Source organism: Chitinophaga filiformis (genome assembly GCF_900102545.1).
In the GTDB taxonomy this organism is placed as follows: domain Bacteria; phylum Bacteroidota; class Bacteroidia; order Chitinophagales; family Chitinophagaceae; genus Chitinophaga; species Chitinophaga filiformis.
This window is the reverse complement of sequence record NZ_FNBN01000007.1, coordinates 57247-76096: the sequence shown is the minus strand read 5'-3', so window position 1 is coordinate 76096 and position 18850 is coordinate 57247. Positions and strand designations below refer to the sequence as shown.

At 47.3% G+C, this 18850-nt stretch carries 16 protein-coding genes; 11 read left to right on the top strand and 5 right to left on the bottom strand.

The window, feature by feature from the left end; translation table 11 throughout:
- Window positions 1-7: 7 nt before the first annotated feature.
- The 3 genes from BLR32_RS24570 to BLR32_RS24560 are packed head-to-tail and all read right to left on the bottom strand — an operon-like array spanning window position 8 to window position 1735.
- Complete coding sequence (locus tag BLR32_RS24570) at window positions 8-496, bottom strand: GNAT family N-acetyltransferase (protein ID WP_089835572.1); 489 nt, start codon at window positions 494-496, stop codon at window positions 8-10.
- A gap of 8 nt (window positions 497-504) precedes the next feature.
- Window positions 505-1350 carry an arsenite methyltransferase gene (locus BLR32_RS24565; protein WP_089835570.1) on the bottom strand — a complete coding sequence of 282 codons (846 nt, stop codon included), beginning with the start codon at window positions 1348-1350 and terminating at the stop codon, window positions 505-507.
- Window positions 1351-1405: 55 nt separating this feature from the next.
- Window positions 1406-1735 carry an ArsR/SmtB family transcription factor gene (locus tag BLR32_RS24560; protein ID WP_089835568.1) on the bottom strand — a complete coding sequence of 110 codons (330 nt, stop codon included), beginning with the start codon at window positions 1733-1735 and terminating at the stop codon, window positions 1406-1408.
- Window positions 1736-2212: 477 nt separating this feature from the next.
- Between BLR32_RS24560 and BLR32_RS24555 the strand changes: the two genes are divergently transcribed.
- The 3 genes from BLR32_RS24555 (at window position 2213) to BLR32_RS24545 (ending at window position 4600) form a co-directional block, all read left to right on the top strand.
- Window positions 2213-2947, top strand: a complete 735-nt coding sequence (locus BLR32_RS24555; RefSeq protein WP_143011569.1) for a hypothetical protein — start codon at window positions 2213-2215, stop codon at window positions 2945-2947.
- Window positions 2874-3548, top strand: coding sequence for a hypothetical protein (locus BLR32_RS24550; protein ID WP_218124248.1), 675 nt, complete (start codon window positions 2874-2876; stop codon window positions 3546-3548). The genes BLR32_RS24555 and BLR32_RS24550 overlap by 74 nt, the downstream gene beginning before the upstream one ends.
- 395 nt (window positions 3549-3943) lie before the next feature.
- Window positions 3944-4600, top strand: a complete 657-nt coding sequence (locus BLR32_RS24545; protein ID WP_143011568.1) for a hypothetical protein — start codon at window positions 3944-3946, stop codon at window positions 4598-4600.
- A gap of 108 nt (window positions 4601-4708) precedes the next feature.
- On the opposite strand, the gene BLR32_RS24540 is transcribed toward BLR32_RS24545, so the two are convergent.
- The gene (locus tag BLR32_RS24540; protein WP_089835560.1) at window positions 4709-5809 is read right to left on the bottom strand and encodes an NADH:flavin oxidoreductase; all 1101 of its coding nucleotides are present in this window, start codon (window positions 5807-5809) and stop codon (window positions 4709-4711) included.
- 701 nt (window positions 5810-6510) lie between these two features.
- On the opposite strand from BLR32_RS24540, the gene BLR32_RS24525 reads away from it, so the two are divergent.
- Window positions 6511-7590: a chymotrypsin family serine protease gene (locus BLR32_RS24525; RefSeq protein ID WP_089835555.1), complete on the top strand. Its 1080-nt coding sequence runs from the start codon at window positions 6511-6513 to the stop codon at window positions 7588-7590.
- Window positions 7591-8001: 411 nt separating this feature from the next.
- Here BLR32_RS24525 and BLR32_RS24520 read toward each other — a convergent pair whose 3' ends face one another.
- Entirely contained in the window at window positions 8002-8487 is a 486-nt protein-coding gene (locus tag BLR32_RS24520; protein ID WP_089835554.1) for an Lrp/AsnC family transcriptional regulator, read from the bottom strand.
- A gap of 131 nt (window positions 8488-8618) precedes the next feature.
- Between BLR32_RS24520 and BLR32_RS24515 the strand changes: the two genes are divergently transcribed.
- From BLR32_RS24515 to preA, 7 genes are all read left to right on the top strand, one after another.
- The gene (locus BLR32_RS24515; RefSeq protein ID WP_089835552.1) at window positions 8619-10076 is read left to right on the top strand and encodes a CoA-acylating methylmalonate-semialdehyde dehydrogenase; all 1458 of its coding nucleotides are present in this window, start codon (window positions 8619-8621) and stop codon (window positions 10074-10076) included.
- A gap of 27 nt (window positions 10077-10103) precedes the next feature.
- The gene (locus tag BLR32_RS24510; protein ID WP_089835550.1) at window positions 10104-11456 is read left to right on the top strand and encodes an aminotransferase class III-fold pyridoxal phosphate-dependent enzyme; all 1353 of its coding nucleotides are present in this window, start codon (window positions 10104-10106) and stop codon (window positions 11454-11456) included.
- A gap of 460 nt (window positions 11457-11916) precedes the next feature.
- Complete coding sequence (locus BLR32_RS24505) at window positions 11917-13440, top strand: NCS1 family nucleobase:cation symporter-1 (protein ID WP_089835548.1); 1524 nt, start codon at window positions 11917-11919, stop codon at window positions 13438-13440.
- Window positions 13424-14806: a dihydropyrimidinase gene (gene hydA, locus BLR32_RS24500; RefSeq protein ID WP_089835547.1), complete on the top strand. Its 1383-nt coding sequence runs from the start codon at window positions 13424-13426 to the stop codon at window positions 14804-14806. The genes BLR32_RS24505 and hydA overlap by 17 nt, the downstream gene beginning before the upstream one ends.
- Before the next feature lie 28 nt (window positions 14807-14834).
- Entirely contained in the window at window positions 14835-15701 is an 867-nt protein-coding gene (locus tag BLR32_RS24495) for a nitrilase-related carbon-nitrogen hydrolase (protein WP_176842424.1), read from the top strand.
- 284 nt (window positions 15702-15985) lie between these two features.
- Complete coding sequence (locus BLR32_RS24490) at window positions 15986-17344, top strand: NAD(P)-dependent oxidoreductase (protein ID WP_089835543.1); 1359 nt, start codon at window positions 15986-15988, stop codon at window positions 17342-17344.
- Between the two features lie 177 nt (window positions 17345-17521).
- A complete protein-coding gene (gene preA, locus BLR32_RS24485; protein WP_089835542.1) occupies window positions 17522-18790 on the top strand; it encodes an NAD-dependent dihydropyrimidine dehydrogenase subunit PreA in 1269 nt (422 codons plus the stop codon).
- The last annotated feature ends 60 nt before the right edge of the window (window positions 18791-18850 follow it).

Sequence of the window (18850 nt, the reverse complement as noted above, 5' to 3'; positions counted from 1 at the left end):
TGTTTATTCAAACTCCTACAACATTACTTCTTCTTTCCATCAGCACCGTATTCCGCCAGATGCCGTTCATCTGACCTATCTTCTCACGATAGCCTACCTGCCTGAATCCATGCTGCTCATGCAGCCTGATACTCGCCGTATTCTCAGGAAAAATTCCTGCCTGTAAGGTCCAGAACCCATTACCTTCACTTTCACTGATCAATGCCTGCATCAGTTTACTGCCTGTTCCTTTCCCTCTTGCGGCTTCGGCTACATATACACTTACTTCAGCGACGCCGGCATATACACAGCGGCCGGATACAGGTGTAAGGGCAGCCCATCCAAGAACAGTATCATTTTCAACAGCCACCAGCCGGCAGTGTTGTATATGCGCCTTGTCCCATTCTTCCCAGGAAGGGGCGCTTGTCTGGAAGGTAGCATTACCAGTGGCAATGCCGCTTTCATAGATAGTTTTTACCTGCTCCCAGTGAGCAGCTTGCATGGAAATGATCTGCATACGCGATGTTATTTTGTACAGCAATCAGGCCCGCAACAGCTGTTAGCCGTTGGTTTCTCCGCATATACAGTTACGCTGTATATACCAGTCTGACTGTTTTTAAAGTCTTTTATTTCATCTGCGGATAGATATTGTGACAGGATATCCTCCGGTATAATAATAGCTTTCTCTTTCTGTACAGTAACAGCAGTAAAACCATTGTCATGTATCAGGTCCAGGTACACCTGTTTCTGTATAGCGCCCGATACACAGCCTGCATACATCTCCGCCGCCTCCTGTATTGCCGGCGGCAAGTCCCCTTCCAGTACAATATCGGAAATACTGAAGTGACCACCTGGTTTTAATACCCGGTAAATCTCTTTTATCACGGCATCCTTATTAGGCACAAGATTCAACACACAGTTACTTACCACTACGTCGGCCACATTTGCCGTAACAGGCATGCTTTCAATATCTCCCTGTCTGAACTCGACATTATTAAACCCGCGTACTTCTGCATTAGCACGCGCCCTTTCTATCATTGCCGGTGTAAAATCTATTCCGATTACCTTTCCTGTTTCACCTGTTTCATGTCTGGCTATAAAACAGTCATTTCCTGCACCGCTGCCAAGGTCTATTACAGTATCGCCCTTTTTGATCTGCGCAAACTGGGTTGGCAGACCGCATCCCAGACCAAGGTCCGCATCTGCATTATAACCTTCCAGTGTACTGTAATCATCACTCATGATGTTATATACTTCTGTGGAGCAACAACTGGAACCGCAGCAGGACGCCTGGTTGTCGGCTTTATCCTGTAAAGCGATCTCACTGTACTTCTGCTTCACCATGTCTTTGATTTGCTGATCGTTTGACATAAGCGTGTAGTTTAAAGTATTATTGTAATATTACGATGAATAGAGGCAAAAAAAATCAACAACACTTATTCTCCAGGCTCACCTCTCCGAAAAAGCTGTTGAACAGTTGCTTGTACTGTTTCCAAACCGCCGGATTAATGCAATAGCATACACTAGCGCCTTCAATAGTTCCCTGGATGATCCCTGCGTTCTTTAATTCTTTCAGATGCTGGGAAGTGGTCGCCTGGGCAAGTCCTAATTCTTCCACGAGGTCCCCGCATACGCAGGCATTTGTTTTCACCAGGTATTGCAGAATGGCAATACGTGCAGGATGCGCAAGCGCTTTCGCCATACTGGCGAGTTCATTCTGCTGTTGAGTGAAAAGGTCTGTTTTACTGGCTCCCATATCGCAATATTACGATGATGGTTTTAAATGCCAAAAAAATATTTAGAAGTTAGATAGTTCTCAGAATGAGTGTAAGATGAAAATCGTCTTTAGGACTGTTGCGAGAGGTTTATCCGCTAAGTCAAAATTTTTTCAGACTCTTTGTCCTTCTTGCAACTAATGTTTTGTAATGTAGCAATGAGGGGTAGATAATGCAACACCAATAAACATATTCATCATTTTATTTAATTTAATAAATAACTTAATGCATACCACCCTCAACACCAAAAAAAATCTCAAAACAATCATCTCCGAATCACCTAAACACTTAAATTCGCATCGTTATCAACCACGAATACACTAAACATCAAAACTTAAAAACCATGAAAAATCTATCGCTACTTCTAGCACTACGACTACCGGTCCTACGACTACGACTACGTCTACAATCCTCCAGCAGACAAGTAACTAATCGTTCACCAAAACCGGTAAATACAAATGAAAAACTCAGTCAATTTTATCCGCCATCAGAATGATTTTTATCTCGCGATAGATGCAGACTCGCGATTGCACGCGAACCACATCAGTCTCTACCTTGCATTATTCAGGATCTGGAACGAACGACGATTTGAAAATCCTATCCAGGTCAAAAAAGAAGAAGTCTTGCGATGGTGCAGGATCGGCTCTAAATCTACCTACGTCAAGTGCCTCAGAGAATTACACGATTTTAATTACATTATCTACAAGCCTTCCAAAGCCCCCTTTATCCCAAGCGCCATTACCATGTTACCCCTGGCCAGAAATGGGACACACTCAGACCAAAATTGTTCCTCTACCTATACCGAAATCAGTCCACATATAGATGGCAATTCTGCCCCCCATAGCGACCCAAGTTTGGGCCGGTATATAAATAAACAATTAAATAATAATAATAAAACAGGGAGTCAAACAGGAGAGGCATACCCGAAAATGACTGTTCCAAAAATAGAAGAAGTAATAGCATTCTTTCTTGCCATCGGACAACTCCGCACCGAGGCAATCAAGTTCTTCTACCACAATCAGGCCACAGGCTGGTTGCTGGGCGGTAATCCAATTCTCGATTGGAAAGCAGCCGCTAACAAATGGATCGAAAATACTCCCTCTATAAAACCCGTTATAAATGCGAAATCAGCAAACACCAGAACTGAACAATCCTCAGTCTCAACAATCAAAGATTACGGTCAGCCATTATGACTATTACGATATGATCAAACGTGTTGCCGCAAAAGGAAAGGAATATTATGGCAGCAAGTTTGAGATTGACGATATCGACAGACCGGTCATCACTAAACTATTGACATATTTCCTGCGTGATGAAGATGTCGCTGCAGCAGAAAGAATAGATCTGAACAAAGGACTTTTACTCACAGGCCCTATTGGCTGCGGTAAAACGTCCCTGATCAGAATTTTGAGGTTGCTCGCTTTACCTGCTTACAAACCGATCATCAGGTCTTGCCGTGACATCTGCTTTGAATATGGTAATTTCGGATTTGACATTCTACAGAAATATAGCAGTAGGTCCTTCGAACCTCGTACTTCGACTCCACGTGCTTATTGCTTTGATGATCTTGGGATGGAATCAACGGTTAATTACTGGGGAAATAATTTCAATGTCATGAGAGAAATATTACTGTCCCGGTACGATTTGATGATTAATTACAGAATGGTCACGTTTGCCACTACAAACAAGAACGCCGAAGAACTCGAAGAAACATACGGTCCGCAGGTAAGAAGCCGCATGCGTGCAATGTTTAATCTAATTGCATTTCATCCGGAATCACGGGATAAGAGATAGTGATTTTAAGTTTATCTTTTAGTTTAAAAACTAAGAAGACCTGGTATTTTGCCGGGTCTTTTTTATTTCATAAAAATGTCCCCTGAAGATGTTGGAGCTTTCATAACACGAATTCCAACGGCCGGCAGCAAATGCCTATTTATCGGGCAAAAACCATAGAGGACACAAAAATAGCATGGCAAAAGCATGGTTACGCGGGCCAAAAATGGTCCACGTAATCATCTCACAAGACCAAAAATGACCCATGTAATATGAACAACTCTTCTTTTTCTGTGGATATTACGACGCGTTTTTTTATCTCTCTTATCAACGCCTTATCTAATTTTGAAACTGTAAATACAACTGAATTCGCCGGCGTAAAGAAGTAAATGTTGATCACAAAAAAGTTAAATAAAATGTCTAAAATAAAAGCAGCAAAATCATTTTGGGAGTGGTTTATGTCTAACGAGGAGGTCTACCTGAATTTACACAAAGCAAAAGAAAGTGAAAAGGAAAGATTGTTAGACGAGTTAATCACCGAGTTACAAAAATACTCTGAAGAACTGGGGTTTTCATTAAACTTTACACGGGGCCGCCGCCCTCAATTGACAATAACGGCAAAAGGAAATGCAGATTTGCTGGAGGATGTGATGCTACTTACGCACCATGCGCCTTTAACAGATAACTGGAACTTTATCAATTTTATATCTCAGACGCAGGTGCCCGAGGGATTTTCCTACCAGGGTGTGTTATTACATCCCGACAATATTTACTTTACGGCACGGCGGAATAATAAACGTTGCGGCTTATTGGATCTCTGTTTGTATATAAAGGCATCCAAGAAAACAATGCAGTCAGAGGAGCTCTATAATACAGCAAACCTATTGCTGTTACACCTCCTGGGAGAGACAAACTTCGCTGCGTGTATAGCTTCTTTTTCTGTCCGTGATATGCCGGTCGGCCCCGTAATTAATCGTCTCCATAAGTTGCGGGAGCTGCCGGAATTTATATCTGCACCTAATGTTATAAAGAAATTGACTCCAGCAATGGAAAGTCAGAGAATCGTAGTTTGAGGGTAACCAAACTATGCCAACATAATTTGGGGTATTGGTTTAATTATTCATGACAGAAACAGCGCCCCGGTATCCACCAGGGCGCCTTTTTTATACTAACAACTACAACTACAATAGTTCCATTAATGCTTCTTTCGAAAATCCTTTCAGTTCCTCTGTTCTTCCTTCCTTAATCTTCTTCACCCAGTTCGGATCCGCAAGAATAGGCCTTCCAACGGCCACCAGGTCAAAATCCCCTCTGTCAAATCTGCGTATCAGTTCATCCAATGAACTTGGCGATGAACTCTCACCTTTAAACGCCGCAAGGAACTCTCCGCTCAACCCAACAGAACCAACAGTAATAGTTGCTTTACCGGTAAGCTTCTTCGCCCATCCGGCAAAATTCAGATCAGAACCTTCAAACTCCGGCTCCCAGAAACGGCGCTGTGAACAATGGAAAATATCCACACCCGCATCAGCCATAGGCTGCAGCCAGGATTCCAATTCTGCCTGAGTAGCAGCCATTTTGCTGTCGTAAGCATAAGGCTTCCACTGCGATAAACGGATGATGATAGCAAAATCATCCCCCACACGCCTCCGCACTTCTTTAATTACCTCTACAGCAAATTTCGTCCGCGCCGCCAATGTCTGACCACCATAACTGTCTGTACGCAGATTTGTATTTGCAGAGAAGAACTGATCGATCAGGTAGTTATGCGCACCATGTATCTCAACACAGTCATATCCCAGGCTTTTAGCATCTGCAGCAGCATCACCGAAAGCTTTAATGGTATCAGCAATATTCTTTTCCGACATCGCAATACCATTTGTATTATCCGGTCTGTTAATACCCGAAGGACCCTCAAAAGGTGTAAGCGGCAGCCAGCCGGAATGGTGATTGTCCATTACTCCCTGATGCCATATCTGTGGTCCCATGCTACCGCCAGCAGCATGTACCCCATTGATGACCTGTTGCCAGCCATGCAGGGCACTCTCCCCATGAAAACGGGGTATATTAGGATCATTAGAAGATGCAGGACGATTGATCACCGTACCCTCAGACAGGATCAATCCAACCTCACCCTCCGCACGACGGCGGTAATAGGCGGCTACGTTGTCTCCGGGAACGCCGTTTGGTGAAAATGACCTCGTCATGGGAGCCATTACAATCCTGTTCTTTATATTCAGCGACTTAAGGCTGAAAGGCTTAAATAAGCTCAGATTACTCATTCTGTTTACGTTTATATGTATGTTGACCCAATAGGGATAAGAGAATTTCAAGGCAAATATATCGGAGATTTCCGAAATGCCAATTATGTTTTACGCATAAATGACACTTAATCCCAATTTGACTGATTTGATTTCTGAAGAAAATGTCGTAGTTTGCTATAGAGAGGATACTGAAGAATGCCCCAAATAGTCTAACATAGTGAACAGTATATTTTTGAAAAAGCAGCATCCTTTCAACGGAAATTAAGTACCCCAAAAAACACTTCTATGAAGATTTCTCCCTCCACACCTTTGAAGGAGCGTTGTGATGACGCGAAGGAATAATTTCTGAAAAGAGAACAATTCCTGAAAACAGACTGCTATGTGCAACGCTGCCTGGTACCCTCAAATAGAAGATAACCTGATTCTTCTGGGAGAGTCAGGTGTTTTCCAGGACCTTACTATCAGTACGCGTTCATAATTCCGGCTCGTATGATCCGGTTTATCACCGGCCAGGAAGCATATAGTCCCGGGTTTATTAATCCGGTTTGTATCCCGGAGCGGCACGTTCATAATCCGGTATTTATAACCAGGTATGTACACGCGGAGCTTCATAATTCAGGAATTTAACATCAGTTTCACAGACTTTCATCACACACACTTGCAACACAATCACCGAATACCGATCTTTAGACAAAATCATTAGACAAAATCAATAAAGTATGAAATCGAGAGAACAACTGCAACGGGAAAACGAAATGATTCAGGACATGCTGAAAAGCGGGGTAGAAGACCTATTGCTCAAAATTCCCGGTGTACATCACGTCAGCATTGGCTTAAAAGAAGTAAACGGACATATCACAGATACACTTTGTATCCGGATATACGTCGTAGAGAAAAAGGACAACAGTCAGCTGCCTGCACACGAAGTGTTACCCTCAGAGATCAATGGCATCCCTACAGATGTAAATATCATTCCCGACTTTAAAGCCAGCATGGATGAAAAAACTTACCGCCCCCTCCGCGGCGGTATTCAGATAACAAATCGCATTGTAGTACAGGATCCGGAAAACTTCGGCAACGAAATAGCCCACGGTACACTGGGATGCCTGGCAACAGATAACGAAACAGGCAAACCAGTGATATTAAGCAACTGGCATGTAATGATGGCCAACAACGCAAAAGTGGGCGACAGAATATACCAGCCGGCTCCCGCAGTACCCGATATAAATCTCTCAGCATTACCATACCACCCAAAAGACGACGTCAATGCTGTCGGTACCATCATCAAAGCCACCATCAACAACAAAGTGGATGCAGCGATCGCAGTAATTGACTACCCCCGCATTAACGGAGACGCGCAATACCTCAACGAAATCAACGGACTTTGTCTGAACGGCAGACCCGAACAAAACGTCATCCTCGGTCAGGCCACCGCCATCGCCGGACAAACAGTCTTTAAAGTAGGAGAGGTGTCCGGACGTACAGAAGGCAGAATAGTCGACATCAATTACCCCGTCACCACCTTCCCCATAGAAGGTGCCAACCGCACCTTCACCGGCCAGATCGCCATTCAGCCGATAAACCGTGATGAGCATTTCTCTGACAAAGGAGACTCCGGCTCCGTCATCATCGACATCCACAACAACATCATCGGCCTCCTCTTCGCCAGCAACGGTAATGCAAGACCCCAGATCACCCTTGCCAACCACATAGCCGACGTTGTTGAAGCCATGAACATCAGCATCAATTTCTCGCCCTCCAATGTTGTATCACCAACTCCACAAAAGCAGGAACAATAGAAAGGAAGGAATCATTCACTATAATCAGTTCCAGGTACAGGAACAATAGACAGGACGGAACTATTCGCTACAATCAGCTCCGTATAGGTACCCTTGTGTCTATAGAGGAGTGCAACCTCTGCTTTGATGGCAGGAACCGCGGAACGCCAACCACCCACAACCACTCGCAAGTACAAGCCGGTTTGAGGTGGAGACGGAGGGCCTTAGCCTTTGAGAGCGTCCACACGCTTGACAGGGGTTTAATACATATTCCCAAGCCCCTACGCTTGATAAAGCCCAATAGTAAGGGCTCGAAAAGGGTACAGCCCGCAGTCCCACACTCAAACCGCGCGCTATTCCCCAACCCAGTCAATCAAAAATCCGCACCAATCTGCAAAACTCAATCTGCAAAAACCAATTCGCAAAACTCAATCAAAACTTCAACAACATCAAATCCGGCTGCGCATACTTATACACCTTAAAATATATAGTAGTATTCGTCTGATACACCCCCTCAAACGTCGACAATTTATCAACAAACGCCAGCAGATGATCATTATCCCTGCACATCACATTCACCTCCAGATCATACGCCCCCGACGTCATCGCCAGAAAACTCACCTCCGGCAACACCGAAATCCGCTTCGCCACAGCTTCCTTCAACGTCGCCGGCCTCACATACACCGCAATATGCGCATACGACCGGAACCCTACTTTCTCAGGATCAACCCTGCCGATAATACTGATCGTCCCTTCCTCAATAAGACGGTTAAACCTAGTCCGCACCGTCCCAATAGAAACATTCAGCTTTTCAGCGATGATAGTGAAAGAAACCCTGCCATCCTGTTGAAGGTATGTCAAGATAGAAAAATCAAGGTCATCCAGGGGAAGCTTATCAGTGGATTTAGTCTTTGCCATTTCCAGTTCGAATATAGGAGTTAAGTGAAATGTGCAGAAATGTCAGAAAGTACATACTAAATGTACATTTTTTTCAGTAAATTAAGGGTATCGTATAAAAAATGCATTCATAACCCAAACTCCCCAAGGCAATGAAATACGAACGGGTCAGGAATTTCATCAATGGAAGCTTTAAAGATGTTGTATCACAACGTACACTCCACATCATATCTCCATCAGATGGCAGTATGTTAGCAGAAATGCCCTGCTCCACAGCAGCAGATCTGGACGAAGCAGTACAGGCCGCAAAAACAGCATTTCCCAAATGGAGTAAAACGCCCATTAAAGAAAGAGTACAGGTCTTCTTCAAATATAAATATCTGCTCGAACAGCACCTGCAGGAACTCGCAGAACTGGTCAGTGAAGAGAATGGCAAGACAATGAGCGAAGCCATTGCCGAAGTGGAAAAATGTATTGAACTGACAGAATTCGCCACTTCATTGCCGCAACTGATCACCGGAGAAGTACTGGAAGTAAGCGCCGGCGTAGAATGCCGCACCGCCCATGTACCACTGGGAGTGGTCGCCTCTATCGTACCCTTCAATTTCCCTGCAATGGTACCCAACTGGACCATCCCCAACGCCATTGCCCTGGGCAATTGTATGATCATAAAACCGTCGGAAAAGGTGCCGCTTAGCTTAGGAATACTCGCGCGACTCCTCAAAGAAGCCGGACTCCCTGACGGAGTGCTGAACATCGTCAACGGCGACAGCGAAGTAGTCAACGCCATCTGCGATCATCCCGACATAGAAGCCGTATCATTTGTAGGATCTACCAAAGTGGCGAAGATAGTCTACCAGCGTGCTACCCAGACACTGAAACGCTGCCTGGCACTGGGAGGTGCAAAGAACCACCTCGTAGTATTACCCGACGCTAAGCCAGGTATGACCGCGCAGAACGTAGCCGCGTCTATGAGCGGTTGCGCCGGACAACGTTGTATGGCGGCATCGGCCATGATAGGCGTCGGACAGGTAGATCATATCATAGATCTTGTTTGCGAAGAAGTAAAAAAGATCGTCCCCGGACAAAACCTCGGCGCTGTCATCAGTAAAGAATCGAAAGAAAGAATAGAAAAATATATCACCGAAGCCGAAGCCCAGGGCGCTAAAATTCTTGTAGATGGCCGTGGCGCAAAAGTAAGCGGTAAAGAAAATGGCACCTACGTAGGTCCTACCGTCATCGACCACGTAACCGCTGATATGGCAGTGGCGAAAGAAGAGATCTTCGGACCCGTCATCAGTATCATGCGCACAAATACCGTGGATGAAGCACTGGTCATTGAAAACGCTAATCCTTATGGCAACGCAGCATCCGTATTCACACAGAACGGCGGTATGGCGCGTTACATCGCCGAAAGGGCAAGCGCAGGAATGATCGGCGTCAATGTAGGAGTGCCCGTGCCCCGTGAACCCTTCTCTTTCGGAGGGTGGAATGAAAGCAAATTCGGAGTAGGCGATATCACTGGCAAAAGCTCCATAGAGTTCTGGACAAAGCTAAAAAAGAGTACCACCAAATGGAATCCCGAAGAGGGAGTAAACTGGATGAGTTAGCAGTATTGTTCACCCAAATTGACTTGTATGTCAGAAAAAGGGACTATATCCCATGCACAGGAAATTATCCAGGAAAACCTGGACTATACCTTATTCTCATGGAGTAAACAGAAGGGTATTGCACCTATTGCCGTAAAATACGCAGCAGGCGTATATCTCTATGACTATGACGACAAACGTTACCTTGACTTTTCCTCAGGACTGATCAATGTAAACATCGGCCATGGCCATCCACGCGTCACTGCCGCCGTTATGAAACAGATGCAGGAAGTCAGTTACGTCACCCCCGGATGTGTAACAGAAGCCCGTGGTAAACTGGGACATAAACTCGCAGAGATCACACCCGGCAATCTCAAAAAGACCTTGTTCACCGTTTGCGGTGCCAGCGCTATAGAGAACGCCATCAAACTGGCCAGGCTCTATACCGGCCGGCATAAGATCATCGCCCGCTACCGTGCCTTCCACGGCGCTTCCTACGCGGCTATGACTGCCGGTGGCGATCCCCGTAAACTGCCCCACGACATGCAACAGGCGCCGAACTTCGTACACGTGGAAGATCCCTACTGCTACCGCTGCCCCTGGGGAAAAGAGATCACTACCTGTCACCGCGAATGCGTCAGCCACATAGAAAGAGTCATCGAGTTTGAAGGCCCTGAGAACGTCGCTGCCATCCTGATGGAAGGTGAAAGCGGATCCTCCGGCTGTATCAAATATCCGCCGGATTACCTGCAGAAGGTCAGGGCCCTCTGCGATAAATACGGCATTCTCCTGATCGCAGATGAGGTCATGAGTGGTTTCGGAAGAACAGGAAAATGGTTCGCCTGCGACCTCCACGGCGTAGTACCCGATATGATCGCTACCGCGAAAGGAATTACTGCCGGGTACATCCCCCTGGGAGCTTTAATCGTTAGTGATAAAATAGCGGCTCATTTCGACGATAAAACGCTCTGGCTGGGATTGACCTATTCCGCGCATCCTGTGGCCTGCGCAGCGGCCGTAGAAGTGCTGAATATTTACGAAGACGAACACCTCATTGAGAACGCCGCGAAAATGGGCGCTTACATAGAACAGGAAGTAGAAAACATGAAACAGCATCATCCCTGCATCGGAGATTTCCGCAACACCGGCCTCCTGGGATGTATAGAACTCGTAAAGAACCGCAATACAAAAGAGCCAATGGTGCCCTTCAACGCGAAGCCGGAAGAAATGGCGGTGATGACCAGGGTAGCTGCCCGTCTCAAACAATTGGGAATGTATGCTTTTGTCCGCTGGAACTATGTATTTATTGCACCACCTTTAAGTATTACTAAGGACCAGGTTGACGAAGGACTTGCAATGATCAGCGACGCCCTCTCAATTGCCGATGAATATGTTCTCTGAACCGGAAATAGTCACAACACCTGGGAACAAAATACCAATCGGCTCCGTCAGGTGCCGTATTGTTTGTAGCGCGGGGTGACACCCCCGGGTACGGGTGATAACCCGGGAACGATGATGATTCGTGATGATGATAATCCGTGACCGTGACAACCCCGGGGAACAAAACGCAAACGGAACAAAACGCAAACGGAACAAAACGCCAATCGGCTCCGTAGGTGCCGTGGTGTTTGTAGCGCGGGGTGATAACCCCGGGAACGGGTGATAACCCCGGGAACGGGAATCCACCGGGACGGCGATAATCCGGGGAGCAAAACGCAAACGGAACAAAACGCCAATCGGCTCCGTAGGTGCCGTGGTGTTTGTAGCGCGGGGTGATAACCCCGGGGACGGGTGATAACCCCGGGAACGAGAATCCCACGGGGACGGCGAACAAAACAACATTCGACAAACATCAATCATAATGGACACCCACAACCAGAACATCAACCAAAACATCCCCCACACCACGCTCTACAGCGAGGACCTCGCCCCTGTACCACCATCCCGGCGTACCTGGAACACCTGGAACTACGCCAGCCTGTGGATCAGCATGAGCCTCTGTATCCCAACCTACATGCTGGCCAGCTCCCTGATAGAAGGAGGAATGAACTGGTGGCAGGCTATTCTGACAATCTTTGCCGGCAACACCGTCGTCCTGATCCCCATGATCCTGAACGGCCATGCCGGCGCCAAATACGGTATTCCCTTCCCGGTATTCGCCCGCGCCAGCTTTGGTACCAAAGGCGCCAATATCCCCGCCATGCTGCGTGCCATTGTAGCCTGCGGATGGTTCGGTATCCAGACCTGGATCGGTGGATTTGCCCTCTACCAGATGCTGCAATTATGGATCCCCGGTCTTGCCACCTTACCACAGATATTCCCTGCCTCTTTCGGTCTCGCCACTGGCCCCGCTATCTGCTTCCTGTTATTCTGGCTGCTGAACATGTACATTGTTTATCTCGGCATAGAAAGCATCCGGAAGCTACTTGTCTTCAAAGCCATCTTCCTGCCAGTCGCTGTACTGGCGTTGCTGTTTTGGGCAATAACGGCCGTCGAAGGCGGTCTTGGCCCCATCCTGGAACAACCTTCAAAGTTTACTTCAAATGCCGCCTTCTGGGCCTTCTTCATTCCCGGCCTCACAGGTATGGTAGGCTTCTGGGCTACACTATCACTCAATATCCCTGACTTTACCCGCTATGCGGTCAGCCAGAAAGCGCAGATCAAAGGACAGGCATTAGGACTACCACCCTCCATGACCCTATTCTCTTTCATCGGTGTAGTAGTCACCTCTGCCACCACTATCGTATACGGCACTACTATCTGGGATCCAGTAGTACTGGCCGGTAAATTCGATAACAGGATCCTCGTCAGCATTGCCATGATCGCTGTAGCAATTTCTACACTGGCTACTAACATCGCGGCAAATATTATCAGTCCTGCGAATGATTTCGCCAACCTGTCGCCTAAGAAGATCAGCTTCCGTACCGGCGGTTATATCACCGGAATCATCGGAATACTCATTTTCCCCTGGAAATTGGTCGCCGATCCTACCGGGTATATCTTCACCTGGCTGGTCGGTTATTCGAGCTTATTGGGCCCCGTAGGTGGCATTATGATCGCCGACTACTACCTGATACGGAAGCAGCAGCTGATAGTAGATGAATTATATGATCCGCAAGGAGCCTACAGTTTTACCAATGGCTTCAACCGGTATGCGATGGTAGCCCTGTTACTGGGGATCATCCCTAACGTCCCCGGGTTCCTGACAACGATCAGACTCATATCCCCGGATGCTGTCCCCGGCTGGATTAATCAATTATACAGTTACGCATGGTTCGTAGGTTTCTTTGTCTCCGGCATCAGTTACTACCTCATCATGCGTTCTTATAGTATCATTACCACTACCGGAAAAAACAAAGAAGTCAATTATGTCACTGCTGATTAAAAACGGAAGGATCATTACTGCTACGGATGATTACCTGGCGGATATATTGGTGGAAGGGGAGCAGGTCGCAGCTATCGGTAAAGACCTGATCGCTGATGCCGAACAGACCATCGATGCTACCGGTATGCTGGTCATGCCCGGCGGGATCGATCCCCATGTACATCTCGACATGCCCTTTATGGGCACATTCTCCAGCGATACACACGAAACAGGCACCCGTGCCGCCCTCTTTGGTGGCACAACCATGGTGATTGATTTTGTGTTGCAGAAACAAGGCCACTCGCTGCGCGAAGCACTGGACGAATGGAATAGCAGGGCTCGTGGTACCACTGTAGGCGACTACAGCTTCCACATGGCCGTGACAGACTTTAACCCCGGCACCAAAGCCGAAATAAAGACTATGGTAGAGCAGGAGGGTATCACTTCCTTTAAGACATTCATGGCCTATAAAGGCGCGCTGATGATCGACGACCGACAAATGACAGCTTTGATGCAGGAAGTAAAACAGCAGGGTGGTATGGTGACGGTACACGCCACGAACGGCGATGTTATCGACTACCTCGTTGCAAAACATCTCGCCGAAGGAAAAACATCTCCGCTGTATCATTACCTTTCCCAACCGGAAGTAACGGAAGCGGAAGCCTCTGCCCGTTTTACCGATCTGGCAAATTATACCGGTTGCCCTGCTTACATTGTACACCTTACCTGCGAAGGCGCGCTCAATGCAGTACGTAACGCTACCCGCCGGAATCAGAAGGTATATGTCGAAACCTGTATCCAGTACCTCACACTCGATGCGTCCAAATACGACAAAGGCTTCGAAAGTGCGAAATGGGTCATGAGCCCGCCCCTCCGTGAATTGAAAGACCAGGAAACATTATGGGCCGGTATCAACCAGGGACTTGTCAACATCGTCGCTACCGATCATTGCCCCTTTATGTGGAAACAAAAGATGATGGGAGAAGACAACTTCGCAAAGATCCCCAACGGCCATCCCGCCATTGAGAACCGCATGGAACTGCTGTTCAGTGAAGGAGTAAAAAAGAACAGGATCACCCTCAACAAATATGTTGAAGTAGCCTGTACCAATCCCGCAAAGATCTTCGGCATGTTCCCCCGCAAAGGTACTATCGCCATCGGCAGTGATGCAGATATCATCATCCTTGATCCGGAACAGAAACATACCATCAGCGCAGCTAGCCATCACATGAATGTAGACTATTCCGCCTATGAGGGATGGGAACTGACGGGTAAAGTAAAGACGGTACTGTTAAGAGGAAAAGTAGCAATTGATAACAATGAATGCCTGGTACCTAAAGGCTACGGACAATTCATCAAACGTAATAAGGTCAGCGGAAAGATCTGAAGAATTCATTACCCTAAAATAGATCCTCATGTCGCGTATTATCAAATCAGGACTTATTCAAATGAGCTTGCCCAAAACAGAAGGAGAGGGAACGATCGATGAGATCAAGGAGGCCATGTTCCGGAAACACATCCCATTGATCGAAGAAGCAGGAGAGAAGGGCGTACAAATCCTCTGTTTGCAGGAGATCTTCAATACCCCTTATTTCTGTCCTGGTCAGGATACCAGATGGTACGCCTCTGCCGAGACGGTGCCCGGACCTACTACCGACAGGATCGCCGCCTATGCAAAAAAGTATAACATGGTCATCATCGTACCTGTTTATGAAAAAGAACAGGCAGGAATATTATACAACACGGCAGCTGTCATAGATGCTGATGGTACTTACCTCGGGAAATACCGGAAGAATCATATCCCGCATACCTCCGGCTTCTGGGAGAAATTCTTCTTCAAACCCGGCAACCTGGGTTATCCTGTCTTCCAGACAAGGTATGCAAAGATTGGTATTTACATCTGCTACGATCGCCACTTTCCCGATGGCGCCAGGATACTGGGTCTGAACGGAGCAGAGATCGTTTATAATCCATCTGCAACAGTAGCCGGTCTGTCCCAGTATCTCTGGAAACTGGAACAACCAGCACATGCCGCTGCGAATGGATATTTCATGGGTTGCATCAACAGGGTAGGAGAAGAGAAACCCTGGAACCTCGGTAAGTTCTACGGATCATCCTATTTCGTTGATCCCCGCGGACAAATCTTCGCCAGCGCCTCCGAAGATAAAGACGAACTACTCATCGCCACCTTCGATCTTGACATGATCGAAGAAGTGAGAAGCGTATGGCAGTTCTTCCGCGACCGACGACCAGAAACATACGGTAAACTAACAGAGCTGTAAACAATAACATTTAGCTGAATGCCGACGGTCTTAACTCGCTGCTGCAATCCCCGGGTGAGTAACAGAAGATCTTTAGCTCGCTGCATTCTGACTCCGTTAGGAGTCACAGTGTTTGTAGCCCCGGGTGATAACCCGGGGGAAACGCGAAAACCCGGAAATCCGGGGAACCGGCATCCGCGGGAAAATCCGGCAACCGTGAAACGGAAAAACGTGGCCCTGGCAACCCGGAAACGCTGCAACCGGAAAAAAAAACGGCTCCGGATGATAACAATAAAATCAATATTATGGCAGTACGTAATAACCGATTATCTGCTGAAGAATACCAGCAGCACTTCAGTGACATTCATCCGCCTTTCGAAACGCGCGATGCAGCACTGGTAGAAGCAAACCGCTGCCTCTTCTGTTACGACGCGCCCTGTACCAAGAGCTGCCCCACCAGTATCAACGTCCCTAAATTCATTAAGCAGATCACTACAGACAATCTCAAAGGATCTGCGTATACTATTTTCTCTTCCAACATCATGGGTGGGGGCTGCGCAAAAGTCTGCCCTGTAGAAAAACTCTGTGAAGGCGCTTGCGTATACAACCTCATGGAGGAAGAACCAATCTCTATCGCGCGCTTGCAGCGTTATGCCACAGAACGCGCGATCCGGGAGAAGTGGCCTTTGTTCGAAAGAAAACCATCTATCGGTAAAAAGGTAGCCGTAATCGGTGCTGGCCCCGCCGGCCTTAGTTGTGCGCATGCCCTGTCAAGAGAAGGCATTGACGTAACCATCTATGAAAAGGAGAGCAAAGGTGGAGGCCTCATGACCTATGGTATCGCTGCATATAAAGTCACCCCACAATTCTGCCAGGAAGAAGTGGACTACATCACTTCTATCGGCGGAATTGATATCCGTTACAACACGGCATTCGGTAAAGACATCTCCCTCGATGAGCTGCAGCAGCAATACGATGCTGTGTATCTCGCTTTTGGTGTAGGCCTTGCCCGTCAGTTATACATTCCCGGCGAACAACTCGACGGCGTAGTTGATGCGATCAGCTTTATTTATGATATCCGCAACAGTGGTTTTCCTACCGTACCCGTAGGAGATCATGTAGCAGTGATCGGTATGGGTATGACAGCCATCGACGCCGCTACACAGGCGAAGCGACTAGGTGCAAAGGAAGTGACGCTTGTTTATAGAAGAACCCAACAGGAAATGCCCTGCACAGAAGCAGAGATGAACATCGCATTACTGGATGGTTGTAAGATTATCTGGCTGGCAGCACCTACTGAGATATTAGGCGAAGATGGTAAAGTCGCACAACTCGTCTGCAACATCGTCAAACTCGAAGACGCTACCGGTGGCCGTCGTCAGCCAGTAATCACTGATGAACAGATCATCTTACCGGTAGATATGGTCATTAAGGCCGCCGGACAAATGCCCTTTGAACAGCTGGTGCACAGCCACCAACTCAACAACGATCATGGAAAGATCTCCACTACCAGCAACGGCGTTACCAGTATAGCCGGCATCTTTGCTGGCGGCGATTGTGTAAATGGCGGCAAAGAAGTAGTAGATGCAGTGCAGGCAGGAAAGAACGGTGCTAAAGCAATATTGGAATATCTGCAGAACGGAAACAATGAAGAAAAACGATAGCTGATAAGGATGAAGGGCTACCCGATGAATAAGGTCGATTACTTATAAATACACTCATAAGTCACGGCTATAGATAATTGATATCTGATGAATAAGATTTGGTTACATAAGGTCCCGGATTAGTAAATAATCAACAACAACATTTCACGCTGCTTACAGCCTTTAAATACTTTAATCATGGCAGACATCTCAGCAAATTTCCTCGGCATTAAATCGCCCAATCCTTTCTGGCTGGCGAGCGCTCCTCCTACAGATAAGAAACTGAACGTGCTGCGCGCTTTCGAAGCCGGCTGGGGTGGAGTTGTATGGAAAACCCTGGGCAGCCAGATAAAGAACGTTTCCTCCCGTTATTCCTCTGTAGACTATAACGGCAGTCGCGTGATGGGCTTCAACAATATTGAACTGATCAGCGATCGTCCGCTGGATATCAACCTGAAAGAAATAGCAGAATGCGTCCGGCTCTTTCCTGACCGTGCCATGATCGTTTCTCTCATGGCAGACAACAACCGTAACAGCTGGCATGAACTGATCAAAAAAGTGGAAGACACCGGTGCTCACGGACTTGAACTAAACTTCGGCTGTCCGCACGGCATGACGGAACGTGGTATGGGAGCTGCCGTCGGACAAGATCCCGAAATCGCCGCCCGTGTCGTAGAATGGGTAATGGAGGCTGCTACTACGCCCGTTATCACTAAGCTGACACCCAATGTACACTCTGTCGTTCCTACCGGTCGCGCGGCCGTCAATGCCGGTACTAATGCCCTGTCGCTTATCAATACCATCCAGTCAGTCACCGGTGTAGACCTCGATACTTTCGTGCCCAATCCCAATGTCGGCGGACAATCCACTTTCGGCGGCTATTGCGGCCCTGCCGTAAAGCCTATCGCCCTGAAGATGCTGACCACCATCAGCCAGGATCCTGTCACCGCTAAGGTCCCGATATCCGGTATCGGAGGTATCAGCACCTGGAAAGATGCTGCCGAGTTCATGCTCCTGGGCGCCACTACTGTACAGGTATGTACGGCCGCCATGCGCTATGGCTTCCGCATCGTCGAAGATCTTTGTGATGGCCTGAATAACTGGATGGACGAGAAGGGCTTTAAAACCATTGACGACTTTATCGGTCGCTCTATTACAACACTCACCAACTGGGAAGAGCTGGATATCAACTATCATATCATCGCTAAAATCAACCAGGACAAATGCATTCACTGCGGATTATGTTATATCAGTTGTGAAGACGGGTCACATCAGGCAATAAATCTTTCATACGGTAACCCTTACAACACCTATACTGTTAAAGATGAAGAATGCGTAGGCTGTAACTTATGCAAACTGGTATGCCCTGTAGATAACTGCATCACCATGGAGGAACATCGCAAAGGGGACGAATACCTCAACTGGAAAGAATTTCAGCGTAGAGGCCTCCCATTAAATGATCATTGAGAGCTCTTGAATGAAAACAAAACGTCGTAAACAAAACATCAATAGACTCCGTCAGGAGTC

Bases quoted from the DNA above. Each gene is read 5' to 3' on its own strand.
- BLR32_RS24570 (WP_089835572.1), bottom strand. From the start codon at position 496: ATGCAGATCATTTCCATGCAAGCTGCTCACTGGGAGCAGGTAAAAACT.
- BLR32_RS24565 (WP_089835570.1), bottom strand. From the start codon at position 1,350: ATGTCAAACGATCAGCAAATCAAAGACATGGTGAAGCAGAAGTACAGT.
- BLR32_RS24560 (WP_089835568.1), bottom strand. From the start codon at position 1,735: ATGGGAGCCAGTAAAACAGACCTTTTCACTCAACAGCAGAATGAACTC.
- BLR32_RS24555 (WP_143011569.1), top strand. From the start codon at position 2,213: ATGAAAAACTCAGTCAATTTTATCCGCCATCAGAATGATTTTTATCTC.
- BLR32_RS24550 (WP_218124248.1), top strand. From the start codon at position 2,874: ATGCGAAATCAGCAAACACCAGAACTGAACAATCCTCAGTCTCAACAA.
- BLR32_RS24545 (WP_143011568.1), top strand. From the start codon at position 3,944: ATGTCTAAAATAAAAGCAGCAAAATCATTTTGGGAGTGGTTTATGTCT.
- BLR32_RS24540 (WP_089835560.1), bottom strand. From the start codon at position 5,809: ATGAGTAATCTGAGCTTATTTAAGCCTTTCAGCCTTAAGTCGCTGAAT.
- BLR32_RS24525 (WP_089835555.1), top strand. From the start codon at position 6,511: ATGAAATCGAGAGAACAACTGCAACGGGAAAACGAAATGATTCAGGAC.
- BLR32_RS24520 (WP_089835554.1), bottom strand. From the start codon at position 8,487: ATGGCAAAGACTAAATCCACTGATAAGCTTCCCCTGGATGACCTTGAT.
- BLR32_RS24515 (WP_089835552.1), top strand. From the start codon at position 8,619: ATGAAATACGAACGGGTCAGGAATTTCATCAATGGAAGCTTTAAAGAT.
- BLR32_RS24510 (WP_089835550.1), top strand. From the start codon at position 10,104: ATGTCAGAAAAAGGGACTATATCCCATGCACAGGAAATTATCCAGGAA.
- BLR32_RS24505 (WP_089835548.1), top strand. From the start codon at position 11,917: ATGGACACCCACAACCAGAACATCAACCAAAACATCCCCCACACCACG.
- hydA (WP_089835547.1), top strand. From the start codon at position 13,424: ATGTCACTGCTGATTAAAAACGGAAGGATCATTACTGCTACGGATGAT.
- BLR32_RS24495 (WP_176842424.1), top strand. From the start codon at position 14,835: ATGTCGCGTATTATCAAATCAGGACTTATTCAAATGAGCTTGCCCAAA.
- BLR32_RS24490 (WP_089835543.1), top strand. From the start codon at position 15,986: ATGGCAGTACGTAATAACCGATTATCTGCTGAAGAATACCAGCAGCAC.
- preA (WP_089835542.1), top strand. From the start codon at position 17,522: ATGGCAGACATCTCAGCAAATTTCCTCGGCATTAAATCGCCCAATCCT.